The 17,545-nt window shown below is 69.3% G+C and carries 15 protein-coding genes and 1 riboswitch; of the genes, 10 read left to right on the forward strand and 5 right to left on the reverse strand.

The genetic code is table 11. The features are described 5' to 3' along the window. Window positions 1-10: 10 nt before the first annotated feature. From ruvA to ACYVDG_RS08885, 6 genes are all read left to right on the forward strand, one after another. Window positions 11-628 (forward strand): Holliday junction branch migration protein RuvA, encoded by a 618-nt coding sequence (ruvA, locus tag ACYVDG_RS08860; RefSeq protein WP_460748057.1) that lies wholly within the window; start codon window positions 11-13, stop codon window positions 626-628. 9 nt (window positions 629-637) lie between these two features. After that, window positions 638-1,732: a Holliday junction branch migration DNA helicase RuvB gene (gene ruvB / locus ACYVDG_RS08865; protein ID WP_460748060.1), complete on the forward strand. Its 1,095-nt coding sequence runs from the start codon at window positions 638-640 to the stop codon at window positions 1,730-1,732. Between the two features lie 305 nt (window positions 1,733-2,037). Continuing rightward, window positions 2,038-2,403 (forward strand): preprotein translocase subunit YajC, encoded by a 366-nt coding sequence (gene yajC / locus ACYVDG_RS08870; protein ID WP_460748062.1) that lies wholly within the window; start codon window positions 2,038-2,040, stop codon window positions 2,401-2,403. A 162-nt stretch (window positions 2,404-2,565) separates the two neighbouring features. Next, window positions 2,566-3,129, forward strand: coding sequence for an adenine phosphoribosyltransferase (locus ACYVDG_RS08875; protein ID WP_460748065.1), 564 nt, complete (start codon window positions 2,566-2,568; stop codon window positions 3,127-3,129). Between the two features lie 639 nt (window positions 3,130-3,768). After that, window positions 3,769-5,949 carry a RelA/SpoT family protein gene (locus ACYVDG_RS08880; protein WP_460748280.1) on the forward strand — a complete coding sequence of 727 codons (2,181 nt, stop codon included), beginning with the start codon at window positions 3,769-3,771 and terminating at the stop codon, window positions 5,947-5,949. Between the two features lie 74 nt (window positions 5,950-6,023). Then, the gene (locus tag ACYVDG_RS08885) at window positions 6,024-6,944 is read left to right on the forward strand and encodes a GNAT family N-acetyltransferase (RefSeq protein ID WP_460748068.1); all 921 of its coding nucleotides are present in this window, start codon (window positions 6,024-6,026) and stop codon (window positions 6,942-6,944) included. A 58-nt stretch (window positions 6,945-7,002) separates the two neighbouring features. On the opposite strand, the gene ACYVDG_RS08890 is transcribed toward ACYVDG_RS08885, so the two are convergent. The 4 genes from ACYVDG_RS08890 to ACYVDG_RS08905 form a co-directional block, all read right to left on the reverse strand. Then, window positions 7,003-7,470: a nitroreductase/quinone reductase family protein gene (locus tag ACYVDG_RS08890; RefSeq protein ID WP_460748071.1), complete on the reverse strand. Its 468-nt coding sequence runs from the start codon at window positions 7,468-7,470 to the stop codon at window positions 7,003-7,005. Between the two features lie 76 nt (window positions 7,471-7,546). Continuing rightward, the gene (locus ACYVDG_RS08895) at window positions 7,547-8,740 is read right to left on the reverse strand and encodes an acyl-CoA dehydrogenase family protein (RefSeq protein WP_460748075.1); all 1,194 of its coding nucleotides are present in this window, start codon (window positions 8,738-8,740) and stop codon (window positions 7,547-7,549) included. A gap of 44 nt (window positions 8,741-8,784) precedes the next feature. Continuing rightward, complete coding sequence (locus ACYVDG_RS08900) at window positions 8,785-10,056, reverse strand: CaiB/BaiF CoA transferase family protein (protein WP_460748078.1); 1,272 nt, start codon at window positions 10,054-10,056, stop codon at window positions 8,785-8,787. 3 nt (window positions 10,057-10,059) lie between these two features. Next, a complete protein-coding gene (locus tag ACYVDG_RS08905) occupies window positions 10,060-10,458 on the reverse strand; it encodes a DUF3870 domain-containing protein (protein ID WP_460748081.1) in 399 nt (132 codons plus the stop codon). A 214-nt stretch (window positions 10,459-10,672) separates the two neighbouring features. Next, window positions 10,673-10,787: riboswitch (SAM riboswitch) on the forward strand. A 65-nt stretch (window positions 10,788-10,852) separates the two neighbouring features. Here ACYVDG_RS08905 and ACYVDG_RS08910 point away from each other — a divergent pair. Then, the gene (locus ACYVDG_RS08910) at window positions 10,853-12,229 is read left to right on the forward strand and encodes an aminotransferase class V-fold PLP-dependent enzyme (RefSeq protein ID WP_460748084.1); all 1,377 of its coding nucleotides are present in this window, start codon (window positions 10,853-10,855) and stop codon (window positions 12,227-12,229) included. 7 nt (window positions 12,230-12,236) lie between these two features. On the opposite strand, the gene ACYVDG_RS08915 is transcribed toward ACYVDG_RS08910, so the two are convergent. Continuing rightward, a complete protein-coding gene (locus ACYVDG_RS08915) occupies window positions 12,237-13,100 on the reverse strand; it encodes an NmrA/HSCARG family protein (protein ID WP_460748087.1) in 864 nt (287 codons plus the stop codon). An 886-nt stretch (window positions 13,101-13,986) separates the two neighbouring features. Between ACYVDG_RS08915 and ACYVDG_RS08920 the strand changes: the two genes are divergently transcribed. From ACYVDG_RS08920 to ACYVDG_RS08930, 3 genes are all read left to right on the forward strand, one after another. Then, complete coding sequence (locus tag ACYVDG_RS08920) at window positions 13,987-15,432, forward strand: HNH endonuclease signature motif containing protein (protein ID WP_460748091.1); 1,446 nt, start codon at window positions 13,987-13,989, stop codon at window positions 15,430-15,432. Between the two features lie 890 nt (window positions 15,433-16,322). Next, window positions 16,323-16,991 carry an SAM-dependent methyltransferase gene (locus ACYVDG_RS08925; RefSeq protein WP_460748096.1) on the forward strand — a complete coding sequence of 223 codons (669 nt, stop codon included), beginning with the start codon at window positions 16,323-16,325 and terminating at the stop codon, window positions 16,989-16,991. Next, window positions 16,982-17,536, forward strand: coding sequence for a DinB family protein (locus ACYVDG_RS08930; protein WP_460748100.1), 555 nt, complete (start codon window positions 16,982-16,984; stop codon window positions 17,534-17,536). The genes ACYVDG_RS08925 and ACYVDG_RS08930 overlap by 10 nt, the downstream gene beginning before the upstream one ends. Window positions 17,537-17,545: the final 9 nt, after the last annotated feature.

Genomic DNA, 17,545 nt, shown 5'->3' on the forward strand with positions numbered 1-17,545 from the left:
CCCACACGAGATGATCGCGTTCCTCACCGGCCGGGTGGCCGCACGCGGCGCGGGCAGCGCCGTCATCGACGTCGGCGGCGTCGGGATGACCGTACAGTGCACCCCCTCCGCCCTGTCCCGCTTGCACGTGGGGGAGGAGGGCACCGTCGCCACCAGCCTCGTCGTCCGGGAGGACTCCCTCACCCTCTTCGGGTTCGCCGACGACGACGAGAAGCACCTCTTCGAACAGCTGCAGACCGCCTCCGGTATCGGCCCGCGCATCGCCCTGGCCATGCTCGCCGTGCACAGCCCCGACAGCCTCCGCCAGGCCGTGTCCTCCGAGGACACCGCTGCCCTGACCCGGGTGCCCGGTATCGGCAAGAAGGGTGCGCAGCGCATCGTTCTGGAACTGCGCGGCAAGATTGACGCGCCCGTCCTGACCGACGGCACCCTGCCCCCCACCGACGCCCCGAACGGCTCCGAGCCCAACGGCGCCTGGCGCGGGCAGGTCGTCTCCGGCCTGGTCAACCTCGGCTGGTCGGCCAAGGACGCCGAGGCCGCCGCGGCCTCCGTCGCCGCCGAGGCCGAGAACACCAGCGACGTCACCGTCCTCCTGCGCAGCGCCCTGCGCAGCCTCAGCCGCGCCTAGGAGTTGACCATGCACGAACGCGACGCGGTCTCGCCCGAGGCCGACGTGGACGACCACCAGATCGAGGGGGCGCTGCGGCCCAAGGCCCTCAGCGAGTTCGTCGGTCAGCACCGTGTGCGCGAACAGCTCTCCCTGGTCCTGCACAGCGCCCAGCGCCGCAACCGCGCCCCGGACCACATCCTCATGTCCGGCGGCCCCGGTCTGGGCAAGACCACCTTGGCCATGATCATCGCCGCCGAGCTCAGCGCGCCCCTGCGCATCACCTCGGGGCCCGCGATCGAGCGCTCCGGGGACCTCGCTGCGGTACTGTCCACCCTCCAGGAGGGCGAGGTGCTCTTCCTCGACGAGATCCACCGCATGGCCCGCCCTGCGGAGGAGATGCTCTACGTCGCCATGGAGGACTTCCGGGTCGACGTGATCGTCGGCAAGGGTCCCGGCGCCACCGCCATCCCGCTCGACATCGCGCCGTTCACCCTGGTCGGCGCCACCACCCGGGCGGGGATGCTCCCTGCTCCGCTGCGCGACCGGTTCGGCTTCACCGCCCACATGGACTTCTACGAGCCCTCCGAACTGGAGCAGATCCTGCACCGCTCCGCCGGGCTGCTCGGGGCGCCCTTGGAAGAGGAGGCGGCCCGCGAGATCGCCGACCGTTCACGCGGAACGCCCCGGATCGCGAACCGCCTCCTGCGCCGCGTCCGCGACTACGCGGAGGTGCGCGGGGACGGCCGCCTCACCCTCGCCAACGCCAACGCCGCCTTGGAGCTCTACGAGGTGGACGCCCTGGGCCTGGACCGGCTGGACCGGGCCATCCTCGACGTGCTCATGAACCGTTTCCGCGGCGGCCCGGTGGGACTTTCCACCCTCGCGGTGTCCGTGGGGGAGGAGGCCGAGACGGTGGAGGTCGTCGCGGAGCCCTTCCTCGTCCGCTCCGGCTTCCTGGCCCGCACCCCGCGGGGCCGGGTGGCCACCCCGATGGCCTGGTCCCACATGGGGCTCACCCCGCCGCCTGACGCGGCCTTCGGGGCCGCGGCCGACGCGGCCACCGGATCCGCCACCGGTGGGAGAGGAGGAGGCGGCGGTAGCAACGGCGACAACGCATCCTGACCTCCGCCTCGGCGTATACTGGAGCCACCAGGCATTTCCCTGTCGGAGACGAACCGTTAGCATCCTGACTCTCGGCCGGTGGATGACTGGTGATCAGCGCCACGTAAACTGGGCGAACCAGCCAAAGCGGGGCAGCGACCTCGTGTGGTGTCGTTCGACACCGGTGGAACGAGTTGGCACCTTCGTGCGTTGTATACGCCGGGTGCGAATTCGACCGCCGTGGTCGGTCGGCCCGAAGAAGGTGGTCGTCGCGGTGTCCGAGCCGGCAACCGTCGGCCACAGGTAACGTCAGGAAGGACGCCCCCGTGCAGGGCATTTACACTCTCGCCGAAGGTGCCCAGGGAGAGGGCAGCCTCATTGGCATGATGCTCCCGTTCCTGCTGATCCTCCTGGTCTTCTGGCTCCTGTTCTGGCGCCCGAACCAGAAGCGCCGTCAGCAGGAGACCCAGATGCAGAGCTCCCTGGTCCCCGGCGTCGAGGTCATGACCAAGGCGGGCATCTTCGCCACGGTGGTCGAGATCCACGACCAGGACGTGGTGCTGGAGATCTCCCCCGGTACCCGCATCCGTATGCTCAAGGCTGGTGTCGGTGAGGTCATCACCCCCACCAACGACGACACCCCGGTCGAGGACCGCCCCGACTTCGGTGACGACGACAAGCCCAAGGGCTAGTCAGCACCTGGCACTCTCGCCAGTCGGCGCCACAGACTTCGGTACCGGCCCTCCTCCCAGGGCCGGTACCGCGCTGTTTTCGACGGCTGATTCGGCCGCTGCCCCGGCCGCCGTACTTCGACCGCGGTCGAACCGAACCACGACAAGAAGGCCGCACCACCCATGCCCAAAGACACCGCGACCCAGGACGTCCCGGACGCCGCCGGCGATCTCGCGCTGATCAAGGCGCAGATCCGCGATATCCCGGACTTCCCGCACGAGGGCATCCTGTTCAAGGACATCACGCCCCTGCTCAACCACCCGGCGGCCCTCGCCGCCGCCGTGCGCGGGCTGACCGCCCCCTACCTCGGAGGCGGGGTCGACCACGTCGTGGGGCTGGAGGCGCGGGGCTTCATCTTCGGTGCCCCCGTCGCCATGGAACTGGGCGCGGGCTTCGTTCCGGCACGCAAAGCCGGGAAACTGCCCGCAGAGACCATCGACCAGGCCTATGATCTTGAGTACGGCACCGCGACCGTCGAGATGCACGCCGACGCGATCACACCGGGCAGCCGTGTGCTCGTCGTCGACGACGTCCTCGCGACCGGCGGCACCGGCAGGGCCGCGGTGGAACTCGTCCGTAAGGCGGGTGGTACGGTCGTGGGATTCTCGGTCCTGTTGGAGCTCTCCGCACTCCAGGGGCGGGAGAAGATGCCCGACGTGGAGCTGCACACCCTCCTCTCGGTCTGACCGGAGACCCCACCGCGGCTGTCGCGTTCCCGAGGGAATACCGCGACGGTCCGTCCCCGTTGACGTACTCCAGTACTCGGTGTGACGCACTTGGTGACCTGGGTCACTGCGTGTATCCACGAGTCGGTGAGGACACGGGACACGAGGGGCCAGAGCGCTCCCCGCGCAGGCGGGGGCGATCCCACTAGACTGCTGGGAGAGGTGACCGCGGCGGCCGCGTCAATGACTGGCCCTGATGACACGCACGTGCACCGGAGGTGAGCCGAACGGCGACGTCGGCTCCACCGGGCGGATCCGCGGGAGGTAGGCATGCCAAGCGAAGTGGTCTCGACCGGAGCAGTGTCTGAGCAGGAGTCGGGCCGGGAGGCCTCCAGGACACCAGCGGCCGAAACCCCTCGGAGCGACATGCCGAAAGCCGACACGCCGGGAGAACGTGCGGACGGCAAGCATGCGGCCGGTACGGGAGTGCCGAGCTCGAAAAGACCACAGGAAGACCGCCCGGAGGGCGCCGCGGACGAAGCGGCGCCCTCCGACGTCTCGGGGCAGGGGGCCCAGGGACGCCAAGCGGCCTCCACCACGCCCTCCACCGTGCGAGTACGCAGAAGGCTCGCCCGACTCGGCGCCCAGCGGGGAGTGACGATGAACCCGGTGCTCGAACCACTGATCAAGACGGTGCGCGCCACCCACCCCAAGGTGGACGTACGGCTCATCGAGCGCGCCTACGAGATCGCCGCGCACCACCACCGCCACCAGAAGCGCAAGAGTGGCGACCCCTACATCACGCACCCGCTCGCCGTCGCCACCATCCTCGCCGAACTGGGTATGCAGGAGGCCACCCTGGCCGCCGCCCTCCTGCACGACACGGTCGAGGACACCGAGTACTCCCTCGACGAGCTGCGTGCGGACTTCGGCGACGAGATCGCCGAGCTCGTCGACGGCGTCACCAAGCTGGACAAGGTCAAGTACGGCGAGGCCACCCAGGCCGAGACGGTCCGCAAGATGGTCGTGGCGATGGCCCGCGACATCCGCGTCCTCGTCATCAAGCTGTGCGACCGCCTGCACAACATGCGGACCCTGCGCTACCTGCCGGCCCGCGCCAAGCGGGAGAAGAAGGCCCGCGAGACCCTCGAGATCTTCGCCCCCCTCGCCCACCGCCTGGGCATGAACACCATCAAGTGGGAGCTCGAGGACCTGGCCTTCGCCACCCTCTATCCCAAGCGCTTCGACGAGATCGCCCGACTCGTCTCCGAGCGCGCACCCCGCCGCGACGTGTACCTCCAGGAGGTCATCGAGGCGGTCTCCGGCGACCTGCGCGAGGCCAAGCTCAAGGCGACCGTGCGCGGACGGCCCAAGCACTACTACTCGATCTACCAGAAGATGATCGCCCGCAACGTGGGCTTCGACGACATCTACGACCTCATCGCGGTGCGGGTCCTGGTGGACAGCGTCCGGGACTGCTATGCGGCCCTCGGAACCATCCACGCGCGGTGGAACCCGGTGCCCGGCCGGTTCAAGGACTACATCGCGATGCCGAAGTTCAACATGTACCAGTCGTTGCACACGACGGTCATCGGCCCTTCCGGCAACCCGGTCGAGTTGCAGATCCGGACCCGTGCCATGCACCGCCGCGCCGAGTACGGCATCGCCGCACACTGGAAGTACAAGGAGGACCGGGGCTCCGGCGGCGGCGAGGCCAAGCCCAAGGGCGGCACGGACATGCAGTGGCTGCGCCAGCTCATCGACTGGCAGCAGGAGACCAAGGACCCGGGCGAGTTCCTGGAGTCGCTGCGCTTCGACCTGTCCGTGCAGGAGGTCTTCGTCTTCACCCCCGGGGGCGACGTCATCTCCCTGCCGCAGGGCGCCACCGCGGTGGACTTCGCGTACGCCGTGCACACCGAGGTCGGCCACCGCACCGTCGGGGCCCGCATCAACGGCCGCCTGGTGCCGCTGGAGAACGAGCTCCACAACGGCGAAACCGTCGAGATCCTCACCTCGAAGGATCCTGACGCCGGACCCAGCCGCGACTGGATGAACTTCGTCAAGAGCGCGCGGGCCCGCAACAAGATCCGGCACTGGTTCACCAAGGAGCGTCGCGAGGCCGCGATCGACCGCGGTAAGGACGAGATCGCCAAGTACATGCGCAAGCAGCAACTGCCGGTCAAGCGCCTGTTCACCGGTGAGACCCTCATCGCCCTCGCCAGCGACCTCCGCTACGCAGACGTCGACTCCCTCTACGCGGCCGTCGGCGAACGCCAGGTCAGCGCGCAGAGCGTGGTCAGCAAGCTCGTCGACTCCATGGGCGGGCTGGAGAACCACACCGAGGACCTCGCCGAGTCCTCCCTGCCCTCCAAGGTGGCGACCACCAAGCAGCGCTCCGGAAACGCGGGTGTGGTCGTGGCCGGGGACGGCGACGTGTGGGCGCGCCTGTCCAAGTGTTGTACGCCCGTACCCGGTGACGACATCGTCGGTTTCGTGACCCGCGGCCACGGGGTCTCCGTGCACCGAGCGGACTGCGTGAACGCAGCCAGCCTGGACCGCGAACGCATGGTCGACGTCGAGTGGCGGCCCACCGAGGACTCGATGTTCCTGGTCGCCCTGCACGTGGAAGCCCTGGACCGTTCCCGGCTGCTGTCCGACATCACCCGGGTGCTCTCCGACCAGCACGTCAACATCCTGTCCGCGACGGTGCAGACCAGCCGCGACCGGGTGGCGCAGAGCCGCTTCACCTTCGAGATGGCCGACCCCACGCACCTGGGCAGCGTCCTGCGCTCGGTCCGCGGCGTGGACGGCGTCTACGACGTGTTCCGCGTCCGCAACTGAAAATCCACTGGAACGGCAATGGGCCGTGTCGCTAGCGTGATCCCGTTCACACTTTCGCGTGAAGGCAGGTCGCCGTGCTCGAGCTCCGTACTTTCCGTTCCGAGGACACCCGTGCGCTGGAACGGCTCGTCCAGCGGCTCTGGCCGCAGAGCTCGCACCCGGGCGGGCTCGGCTGGGAACTGGCCATCGAGGCCGTCGGACAGGACACGCTGCTGGCCCACCGCGGCGGAGAGCTCGTCGCCTGGGCCGACATCGCCGCCCCCAACGCCTTCTCCGCCCACGCCGAGATCAGCCTCCAAGGTGCCTCCGCCGATCCCGAGGCGGGGGCCGCGCTCCTGGACTGGGCCCTGACCGAAGTCGGCGACGCGGAGGTGAACCTCCTGGTCTTCGACGGAGACGCCGAACTCGGCGCGCTCGCCGAGAAGGCCGGGTTCGCCGCACCAGGGGAGGACGACTCGGACGACTGGATGTGCCGGGCCGCCACCGAAGAGGACGCCGTCCTGCCGGAGGGCTACCGGATCCGCCCGGTGCGCGAGGGCGAGGAGGAAGCCCGGGTGGAGTGCCACCGGGCCGCCTGGAAGCCCATCGACCTGCCCTGGCCGGGCCGGGAGAACCCGCCGGACCCCGACCGGACCAGCCGCTTCAGCCGGGAGCGCTACGACAGCACCCGTGCCAGCCTGCTGTACGACCGCGAACTCGACCTCGTGGTCGAGGCCCCCGACGGTGCCCTGGCGGCCTGCTGTGTCGTGTGGTGGGATCCGCGGAACCGGTGCTCCGAGATCGAACCCCTCGGAGTGGTCCCCGAACACCGCCGCAGAGGGCTCGCCTCCGCGCTCGCTCTGGCGGCATGCAGCCTGACCGCACGCCGAGGCGGCGACCGGGTGTTCATCAACGTCTCGCCCGACCTGCCGTACCAGACCCCGGCCAAGACCTACGCCAGCGTCGGCTACGTGCCCGTGCGGCGCGGCCGCTTGTACACCCGGTCGGCCCGCTAGGCCAACAGAAGAGCCCCGGCCGCACATCCTTCGGAGGTGTGGCCGGGGCGCCGTGGATTCAGATGCGGACGGTCGTCGACCGCACGATCTGGAAGACCGGGTGCCGGTCCGCCTCCGCCGCGAAGGCCTCCGCCGGTGCGTCCGGAGGAGTCTCGAAGTAGGGACCGACCATCGCGGCCCTGGGGTGGTCCAGATACTCCTTGAGCAGCGGCGCGGCCTCGGCGGTCCCCAGCTCGCGCACGCTCACCAGCTCGATCCAGCCGCCGTGGCGCAGCGTCGCGAAGCCGTCGTTGCGCAGGTTGCGCACCCAGTCGACCTCCCCGTACGGGGAGACCAGGTACCGGCCGCTCTCGCTGTCCAGGACGCTCAGCGGGATGGTGCGCAGAAAACCGGACTTGCGCCCACGCGTGGTGAGCAGGTGCAGCTCGGGTGGGCAGGCCCCGTACTTGACGAAGCCGCTGACGAACGCGTTGGCGGTCCGCCGCAGCTTCGTCATCTCGAACCGCTTCGTCGGTTCGTTCACCATCTCGGCAACTCCCTCACTCGGATGATCCCATTGTGATGGCTGTCGGCCCCTGATGGCACCCGCGGGGCGCGTTCCGCTAGCGGAACGCGGAGATGCCCGTCACCGCCTGGCCCATGCTCAGCGCGTGGATCTCCTCGGTGCCCTCGTACGTGGCCACGGTCTCCAGGTTCACCATGTGCCGCATCACCGGGTACTCCAGCGTGATCCCGTTCGCACCGTGGATCCCGCGGGCGGTCCGCGCCACCCGTTGGGCCGCCGCCACGCTGGCGAACTTGCCGAAGCTCACGTGGTTGTGGTGTGCGTTCCCCTCGTCCTTCAGGCGCCCGATCCGCAGCGCCGTCATGTTGGCGTGGTTGACGTCCACGATCATGTCGGCGAGCTTGCGCTGGGTGAGCTGGAAACCGCCGATGGGCTGCCCGAACTGCTCGCGGGTCTTCGCGTAGTCCAGAGCGGCCTCGTAGCAGGCGCGGGCGGCCCCGGCCACACCCCACACGATCCCGTACCGGGCCTCGTTCAGGCAGGACAGCGGCGACCCGAGGCCCTTGGACTCCGGCATCACGGCGTCTGCGGGCAGGCGCACGTCCTCCAGGACCAGCTCGGAGGTGATCGAGGCGCGCAGCGACAGCTTCTTGTGGATGACCGGGGCGGAGAAACCCGGGGTGTCGGTCGGCACCACGAATCCGCGGATGCCGCCCTCTGTGGCAGCCCACACCACGGCGACGTCGGCGACGGAACCGTTGGTGATCCACATCTTGGTGCCGTTGAGGACCCAGTCGGAGCCCTCCTTGCGGGCGCGGGTACGCATCGAGCCCGGGTCGGAGCCGGAGTCGGGCTCGGTGAGGCCGAAGCAGCCGATCGCTTCGCCGGCCGCCATCTTCGGCAGCCAGGCGTTCTTGTGCTCCTCGGAGCCGAACTTGTGGATCGCTGCCATGGCGAGGGAGCCCTGCACGGACACGAAGCTGCGCAGCCCCGAGTCCACCGCCTCCAGCTCACGGCAGGCCAGGCCGTAGGCGACAGCGCTGGAACCACCGCAGCCGTACCCCTCCAGGTGCATGCCGAGGACACCCAGGTCGCCGAGGGCCTTGGCGAGGCCGCGGGGGTCGGGGATGGTCCCGGCCTCGAACCAGTCGGCCACGTTCGGGAGGAGCTCGCGTGAGGAGAATTCGCGGACGGCGTCGCGGACGTCGCGCTCGGTGTCGGACAGTTCGGAGTCCACCGCCAGGAAGTCGTGCGGGTCCGGGGCGGCGGCCTTGCGCTGGGAGGCGCTCATGATGGGTTTCCCTTCGTGGTGCTGGGGTCTGTGTGCTGACGGTCCTACTTGACGTCGGTCTGCTGGACGGCGCCGCGTTCGACGAGCTTGCCGATCTGGTCCGGATCCAGCCCCAGCTCGGCGAGCACCTGTGCGGAGTGCTGGCCCAGCAGCGGGGGAGCGGTCATCGGGGTGGGGGTCTGCTCCATGCGGAAACCCGCGCGAACCTGTTCCAGAAGTCCGGCCGTGGGGTGCTCCACCGAGCGCAGGACGTCGTCCCCGCTGGAGTCGGCCGTGCGCAGCGCATCCAGCACGCCCCGCACCCGGCCGACCGGGACCCCGGCACCCACCAGGACCTCCATCCAGTGGTCTGCGGGCAGGGCCCTGAGCGTCGCCGAGAGCTCTCCGACCAGCTCCTCGCGGTGCGCCACCCGTTCCGGGTTGGTGGCGAAGCGGGCGTCCTCGGCCAGGTCGGGGCGGTCGATCGCCTTGCACAGCCGCTGGTAGAGGGCGTCGTTCCCGGCGGCGATCACGATCTCCGCGTCCGCGGTGGGGAACACCTGGTACGGGACGATGGTCGTGTGCGCGTTGCCCACCCGTGCCGGTTCGGTCTCGGTGACCAGTGCCTGCTGGGTGAGGTTGACCAGGCTGGAGAGGGTGGAGTTGACGAGCGAGACACTGATGTTCTCGCCCCGACCGGTCACCCTGGCCCGCATCAGCGCGCCGAGGATGCCCACGGCCGCGTTCAGCCCGGTGAGTACGTCGGTGAGCGCCACCCCCACCTTGCTGGCCGGGCCGTCGGTGGGGCCGGTCGTCGCCATCAGGCCGCTCTCCGCCTGCACGACGATGTCGAATCCCGGCCGGGTGGCGGGCTCGTGCTCGGGGCCGAAGCCGCTCACCGAGCAGTACACGAGCGCCGGGTTGCGCTTGCTGATCTCCTCGTAGCCCAGGCCGAGGCGGTCGATCACGCCGGGCCGGAAGTTCTGGATCACCACATCCGAGGTAGCGCACAGGTCCTGGACTGCGGCCAGTCCCTCCGGGTCCTTGAGGTCGACGGCCAGACTGCGCTTGTTCCGGTTCACGGACAGGAAGTAGGCGGCCTCACCGGGGGAGTGGTCCTCCCGGTGCTCCTCCGAGGGTGCGGCGTAGGGAGGGCCCCAGGACCGGGTGTCGTCACCCTTGCCCGGCTGCTCCACCTTCACCACCTCGGCGCCCATGTCGGCGAGGAGCATGGTGGCGTACGGGCCCGCCAGGACCCGGGAGAGGTCGGCGATCCGCACCCCGGCGAGGGGGAGGGGTGCTTCGGGGGCGGGAGCGTCGGGGGCGGTCTCACTCAAGGGTCACTCCTTGCCATCGGGGGCGGCGGGCAGCTGGCTACCGGGAAGCTGATCGCCGTCCCGCAGTTGGTAATAGGTCTCCAAGCAGCGGCGCAGCGCGGTGGTGAGGGCGGCGCCGGACTGGCCCGCGTACCGTGTCTGGACCCTGTGGACGATCTCCGCGATGTCCTCGGTCACTGAGGAGCCCTCGACCAGGGCGCGGAAGAAGTCCTTGGCCAGATCCGTGAGGAGGGTGGTGTCCGCGGCCACGATACGGCCGTCCGCGGAGTCCACCGCGAGCACGACACCGAGCCGCTGGTACTGGGAATGGCTCGCCACCGAGTCGGGAAGTCGGGCGTAGCCGGAGATGAGGACAACCCTGGGGTTGCGGAAAAGCTGCTGGACACGGTCATCGCCGTACAAAGGACGCACCTCTCGTCTGCGGGCATGCGAAAACTCCAACGCACTGGAGTCTCGCGCCTGAAGGGCGGCCGGGGGAAACCGGACACCCGCGACGTGAGGGCAGTTCAGAAACAGTATGGACCAGCCGTGGCGGTGGGTGTCAAGCGGGGGGTGTTCCAGGCCACACCAGAGTGCCGCTGCGCCCCAGGCGATCCATGTGTTACATTTCGGCACAGGTCACGAGTACCAGCGACAAGCCCCGGCTAGCTGGTCGGCAACCCTCCTTCCGCGGTGGGGTGCCCCGGGTGAGGACCAGGTCCCGACACGACCGTGTCAGACAAGCGCGGACCCCTGAGGCGAAGCCGACATCCGGCGTACCCCTGTGGGTCCCACGACCTGCAGAAGAGGTGCCTTCATGACCACAGTCATTCCGTTCGACCCCGCCCGTTCCAGCCGGTCCGCCGTCCGTTCCGCCGACGCGGGTGATGCCTGCTCGATCGTCACCCCCGACAGCGGGGTCCCCCTCGTCACCGGGGAGTACGTCGACTACGCCAACTTCGACTACGCCGCCAGCGCGCCCTACCTGACCAGCGTCGCCGACGCGCTCTCCGCGGCCCTGCCGTACTACGCCAGCGTCCACCGCGGGGCCGGACACCACTCGCAGGTCAGTACCGACTCCTACGAGCGGGCCCGCCGCAGCGTCGCCCGTTTCCTGGGCGTGCGCACCGAAGCCGACGAGACCGGCTCCGCGGACGCCGTGGTGTTCGTCCGGGGCACCACCGACGCCGTCAACCTGCTGTCCCGCGCCGTTCCCGAAGGGTGCACCGTGGTGGTGTTCGAGACCGAGCACCACGCGAGCCTGCTGCCTTGGGAGCACCCCACCTCGCGCGCCGGGAAGGTGGTCCGGCTGACGCTGCCCGAGACCCCCGAAGCGGCTGTCCGCGCCGCCCGCGCCGCGCTGGCCGAGGCCCCCGACGGGCCCAAGCTGCTGTGCGTGACCGCCGCCTCCAACGTCACCGGTGAGATCTGGCCGGTGGAGGAGCTGGTCGAGGCCGCCCACGCTGAGGACGCCCGTATCGTCGTCGATGCAGCTCAGTACGTGCCGCACCTGCCGTTCAGCCTCACCGAAACCGGGGCCGACTACGTGGCGCTCTCCGGCCACAAGCTCTACGCGCCCTTCGGCTCCGGTGTCCTGGCCGGCCGCGCCGACTGGCTGCGCGAAGCCACTCCGTACCTCGCCGGCGGGGGAGCCACCCAGAAGGTCACCGAGCACGACGTGGTCTGGAACGACCTGCCCGCGCGCCACGAGGCCGGGAGCCCCAACGTCCTCGGGGCCGTGGCTTTGGCGGCCGCCTGTGACACCTTCTCCCAGGAGACCTTCTCCTTGCAGCACATCACCGAGGCCACCCTCTTGGAGCGCCTGCGCGCCGGCCTTGCCGAGATCGACGGTGTGCACGAGCTGACCCTCTGGGGGGCGGAGCAGCCCAGGGTCGGGATCGTGTCCTTCGTCGTCGACGGTCTGCCCGCCGACCTGCTGGCGGCGGCGCTCTCCGCCGAGTACGGCATCGGTGTGCGGGACGGCCTGTTCTGCGCCCACCCGCTCACCAAGCACCTGCTGCCCGAGGGCCACACGCAGGCCGTGCGCGCGAGCCTCGGCGTGGGGACCACCGGGGAGCACGTCGACCGCTTGGTGGGCGCAGTTGCCGACCTGGTGGCGCGGGGTCCACGCTGGGAGTACGCCGACTGCGACGGTCGGCTCGCCCCGGTCCCGGACCCGCGCAACGTGCTCTGAACGCTGCCTAGGTGGACGCGGAGAGCCTGTGTGCCAGGAACGCCTCCGCGGTCAGCAGACCCGGGTGTTCCCGGCGCAGGGCCGCGATGTCGGCGTCGTAGCCCGCCTCGTCGAACCACCGGAGCATGGGGTCTTCGATCGGTACTACGGGCTCGAACCGGGTCGGGACCCCGGTGACGCGTTCGTAGATCTCCGCGATCGCGGGGAAGGTGATCTCGTCGCCCGCGATCGCGATCCGCCGACCGGCGTACTCGCGCGGGGCCTCGAAGGCGTTGGCTGCGAAGTACGCGATGTCGTCGCTGGCGACCATCTGGATCGGCCGCTCCGCCCTGATCGGGAGCTGCATGACCCGTTCGTCCTTCGCGTCGGCGAAGCCGAGCAGGTTGTCCAGGAAGAACACCGGCCGCAGAACCGTCGCGGAGATGCCCAGCCGCCGAATGTGCCGCTCGACCGCGGCCTTGCTTTCGAAGTGGTCGATCCCCGTGTCACGCTCGGCTCCGTCCACGGAGCTGTACACCAGGTGCGCCACCCCGGCCGCCAGAGCCGTGTCCGCAACGGACCTGCCCTGTCGGGTCTCGGCGGCGGTCTCCTCCGGGGTGTCGCCGGTCGCCTGCACGCTGAACACGCCGTCCACACCGTCCATGGCCCGGAACAGCGAGTCGGCGTCGTCCAGGTCACCCCGGACGAGCTCCGCGCCCAGGCCCTTGAGTTCCTGGGCCCCGGCCCTGTCCGGGTCGCGGACCAAGGCACGTACCGTGTGCCCCCGCGACAGCAGCTCTCGTGCGACGGCTCCCCCCTGGGTGCCGGTCGCGCCCGTTACCAGTACGGTCCGGCTGCCACCACCGTCAACCCGGCTAACACTGCCAACCATGTTCCACTCCTCGTCAGTGACTCATCACGGGCCAAGCGCCCGGCAATCATCACCCTGAGCCCTCAAGCGCACTTGAGGTCAACTGGCGGGGTCCGGATGGTTCGAAACCTATTCAGAACCCGTTCAGTCGGGAGCTGTTGGGCTAAAATCACGCAGGGTAGGAGTTGCCGGCTTGATGCTTTGCGGTTGGATGTGTTTCGGTCGGATGCTTTTCGGGTGGTGGGATTTCTCGGGTGCTGCGGATTGCCGTCTTTGGCTGGGGCTCCTTCTCTGGGCTGGGGTGTCCTCCTTTCCCGCCGCGTGATTGTGGCCGTCTCCGCTACGCGCCTCAAGGTCGTCGCCATCGAGCGCTTCGCGCGTCAACGGCGCTCCACCTTGACCCGCTCCGCTCCGACGGCGGGTTGGCGGATATCGGGAAAGGGGGACGGGTGGTCGAGGTTCGAGCCATTCCGGGCTTCGCCCGAAAACTGATCCTGTCGGCCTGGCGGCCGATGCCTGCCACTGCGCCGGAGCGTTGACGCCTGGCGGTGTCGCGGCCGGTCATTCGCCCCTGCGAACCCCGAACAGCGCGGCCTTCGGCCGGGTGGGCCCCTGCGCCGGAGCGTTGACGGATCGGGTGTCGCGGCCGGTCAATGCGCGCGGCGAAAACCCCGATGATCTTGCCCCTGTCTCCACCCTCGGCCGTCGAGAGTGGAGACAGGGGCAAGATCATTCCCATTCGGGCCCGCATTTGTCCGCTTTGCCCAAGAATGCGGGCAGGGGTGTGCGCTCCGTTTTTGTAGGGCTTCGATCCAGGAAAAGGAAAAGGCGGTCCAGTGTGGTCGGGTAAGTGTTTTCTAACCCCCGGGATAGGTCCTTTCTGGGTCTTTCTTGATATCCTTAGGGTATGACTTCTTCTTTCGGGCAGTGCGGGAACACGGCGGGCACTACGCCCGCCGTGGCCGCCATGCGCACTGCCCGGGAAAAGATCGCCTCCGAAATGGCCGAGGTGCCTCCGACGGGTGCGGCCGGTGAGGTCCTGGACGTGGTCTCGCAGGTGTTCGAGGACTTCGACCGGGCCCAGCTTGCGATGCTGCTGCGCCTGGCCCAGCTGGAAGCGGCCGGGACGTTGTTGGAGGCGGGCGGGCAGCGGTCGGTGCAGAACTGGCTGATCCACTCGGTGGGGATGGCCCCGGGTGAGGCCAACGGGCGCGCCGAGCTGGCCCGGCGCCTGTTCGCCCAGGAGCTGCCCGCCACCCGCGAAGGCCTGGACTCCGGGCTGCTGTCGATCGGTGAGGCGGTGGCGGTGTGCCGGACCGCTGACAGGGCGGTGGACAAGCGCAACACCAAGGACTGCCCGGACGCTGGTAGGTTCCGGCGGATCATCGAGGCCGGGATCTTGGCCGCCAAGGCCAAGGAGCCGGCGATGTCGGTGACCGACATCAACCGGCTGGGCAAGGAGCTGCTGGCCCGGCACAACCCGGCGGTGTTGGAGGAGGAGCACCAGGCCGCCTTCGAAGCCAGGGGTGCGCGTTTGTTGCGCACCTTTGATGGCACCCACCTGTTCGAGGCCTGGGGCACGGCCGTGGACGCTGAGATCTTGAAGTGTGTGCTGAAGGCGTACATGCCGCCCTTCGATGAGGACCGGTTGCACGTGTCGGCTTCGGAGCGGATGTATGACGCGTTCATGAACCTGGTCCGGTCCGCCTCCCACCCCACCGACCCCACCACCCCCAGCGAGGGCGCCGAGAACAGCGAGGGCGCTGAGGGTGCCCAGGGCGGGGACAGCAAGGGCAAGGGTCGCAAGCGTGCTGCGGTGGCGATGATCAACATCCTGGTGCCCCTGCCCACCTTCCTGGGCCTCCAGAACCAGGAAGAGGGCAAGGCAGCTGGCCCGGCCACCACGCAGGATGGGCAGGTGCTGTCCATGGCCGCGATCCGTGCCCTGGCCCCCAACAGTGTGCTGCGCCGGATGATCACCTCCCCGAAGGGGGAGACGGTGTTGGACGTGGGCCGCACTCAGCGCGATGCCACGGGTGCTTTGCGGGATGCGGGGATGTTCGGTCACACCACCTGCGCTTGGCCCCAGGGGTGCAACACCCCGGCTAGCGGGTCGGAGGCCGACCACAAAATCAGCTTCTCCGCTGGCGGGTCCACGAGCGCGGACAACATTCAGCCGCTGTGCTCGGACCACAACCGGTTGAAGTATCGGAGGGAGACCAACCCGGGCCGGTCCACGTGGCAGGGCCGCCCCTCCCACCGCAACCGGAACAACAACAAAGACAAGGGTGGGGGCAAGGACCCGGACGGGGACCCCGAGCCAGCCCCCACCTCCACACTCGAGAAGCGGTAACCGCCCGCCAAGGCCCTACCGCCCCACGCCCCGATGCCCTGGCACCCCGGCATTCTCCCGAGGGGTTCGCCGCACACATTGACCGGCCGCGACACCCTCAACCGGTGTGCTCTGGCGTAGTGGCCCACCGGCCGCAGGCCGTGCTGTTCGGGGTCCGCAGCAGAGAATGACCGGCCGCGACACCGCCAGGCGTCAACGCTCCGGCGCAGAGGTAGGCATCGGCCGCCAGGCCGACCCCGGCATGGGCCTCAACCACCCGTCCCCCTTTCCCGATAGCCGCCAACCTGCCGTCGCAGCGGAGCGGGTCAAGGTGGAGCGCCGTTGATGCGCGAAGCGCTCGATGGCGACGACCTTGAGGCGCGTAGCGGAGACGGCCACAATCGGGCGGCGGGAAAGGAGGACACCCCACCCCAGAGAGGCAACCCCACCCCAGAGAGGCAACCCCACCCCAGAGAGGCAACCCCACCCCAGAGAGGCAACCCCACTCCAGAGAGGCAACCCCACTCCAGAGAGGCAACCCCAGCCCAGAGGGGGCACCCCACCCCAGAGAGGCAACCCCACCCCAGAGAGGCAACCCCAGCAAGAGAAGCGGACCCGCCACCAGTGACCGGTCGCAGGTCACCCCACCGACACCCACACCACAGGGACCTAAGACTCATAAAACCTTGTAACGCATGACCTCACATATCAGACAGGAGGTCACATTTCACCCATCACTGTGCTGGGTATCACGTTCACAAGCTGTACTATCAGGCCCTGACAGCAAGGCGCGCCGCCGTCGGACCGGACCGGTCCACCTGGCTGAGCGTCTTGCCTCCCGCGAGCGAACCGGCTGGGGGAACGTGATCGTGACGGACGTCCGAGGACCGAACGCAGGTCCCCTCACGGCCGTGTTCCGACAACAGGAAGCTCCGCGCGTTCACCGGCAGGAACCCCGTGTCGTCAGCTTCGGTTCGCGTGGCTGTGCCCCGCCGGACCCCGCCCAGGCCGAACAGGTCCGACTCCACCAGGCCTTTCTCTGCCGGGCCGTCGAGTACTTGTGCGCCGACGCCGGTATACGCCAGTTCGTGGACTGGGGCTGTCCCGTCCCCGGCACCGCCGAGCGCGTTCACTCGGCCCACCCGGACGCCACTCTCGTCCACGTTGCGCCCGAGGGAACGGCCGGGATGCTCGCCGCCCCCGGACAGGCAGCGGTCCTGTCCGGCGACGGATCCGGGACCGAAACCCTCCTGCGTCGCCTCCACGCCAGCGGGCTCGTCGATTTCGACGAGCCCGTCGCCGTACTGATGACCCGCCCCTTCACCGCCGAAGCCCTACCCTCGGGCCTCCACACCCTCCACACGATGATGAGCGGCGGCGGCTACCTCGCTCTCACCTCCACGGCACCCCGCGCCGTGGCCGAACGGGCCTTCTCCCCCTTCCTCCCCGTCGAACCGGTGGTCGCCGACCTCAAATGGTGGCCTTACCCGGACGAGGACGTGTCCGCCCCGGGATGTGGAACCCTGGCCGGACTGGGCCGTGCGCCCAGGCGAGGAAGGGGAGTGAGTCAATGGCGCTGAACTGGAACGGCGAGATCCTGGCCCAGATGCGGTTCTACTGGGACTTCTCGCTCTGGCCCCGGCTGGAGGGGCTCACCGACGCCGAGTTCTACTGGGAGCCGGTCCCGGACTGCTGGACCGTCCGCCAGTTGGAGGACGGCCTCCACGCGCCCGACGGTGCCTACCCCGAGCCCGACCCGCCCCCGGTGACCACCATCGCCTGGCGCCTCGGGCACCTCGTGGTGGATGTCCTGGAGACCCGCATCAACTGGCACTTCGGCGACCGCACCGCCGACCGCGACACCGTGGACTGGCCCAGCACCGCCGCCGAGGCCCGCCAGCGCCTGCGCAACGCCTACTTCACCTGGACCGACCACCTCCAGGAACTGGACGACGACGCCTTGGCCGTCCAGGTCGGCAACGCCGAAGCGCCCCAGTGGTCGGATTTTCCGTTGGTCGTGCTCATCCTGCACCTGAACCGCGAGTTCATCCACCACGGCGCCGAGATCTCTCTCCTGCGCGACCTCTACCGCGCCCGCTTCGATGCGCGGCCCGGGACCCCCTAACCCCCGGAT

Source organism: Nocardiopsis oceani (genome assembly GCF_054777395.1).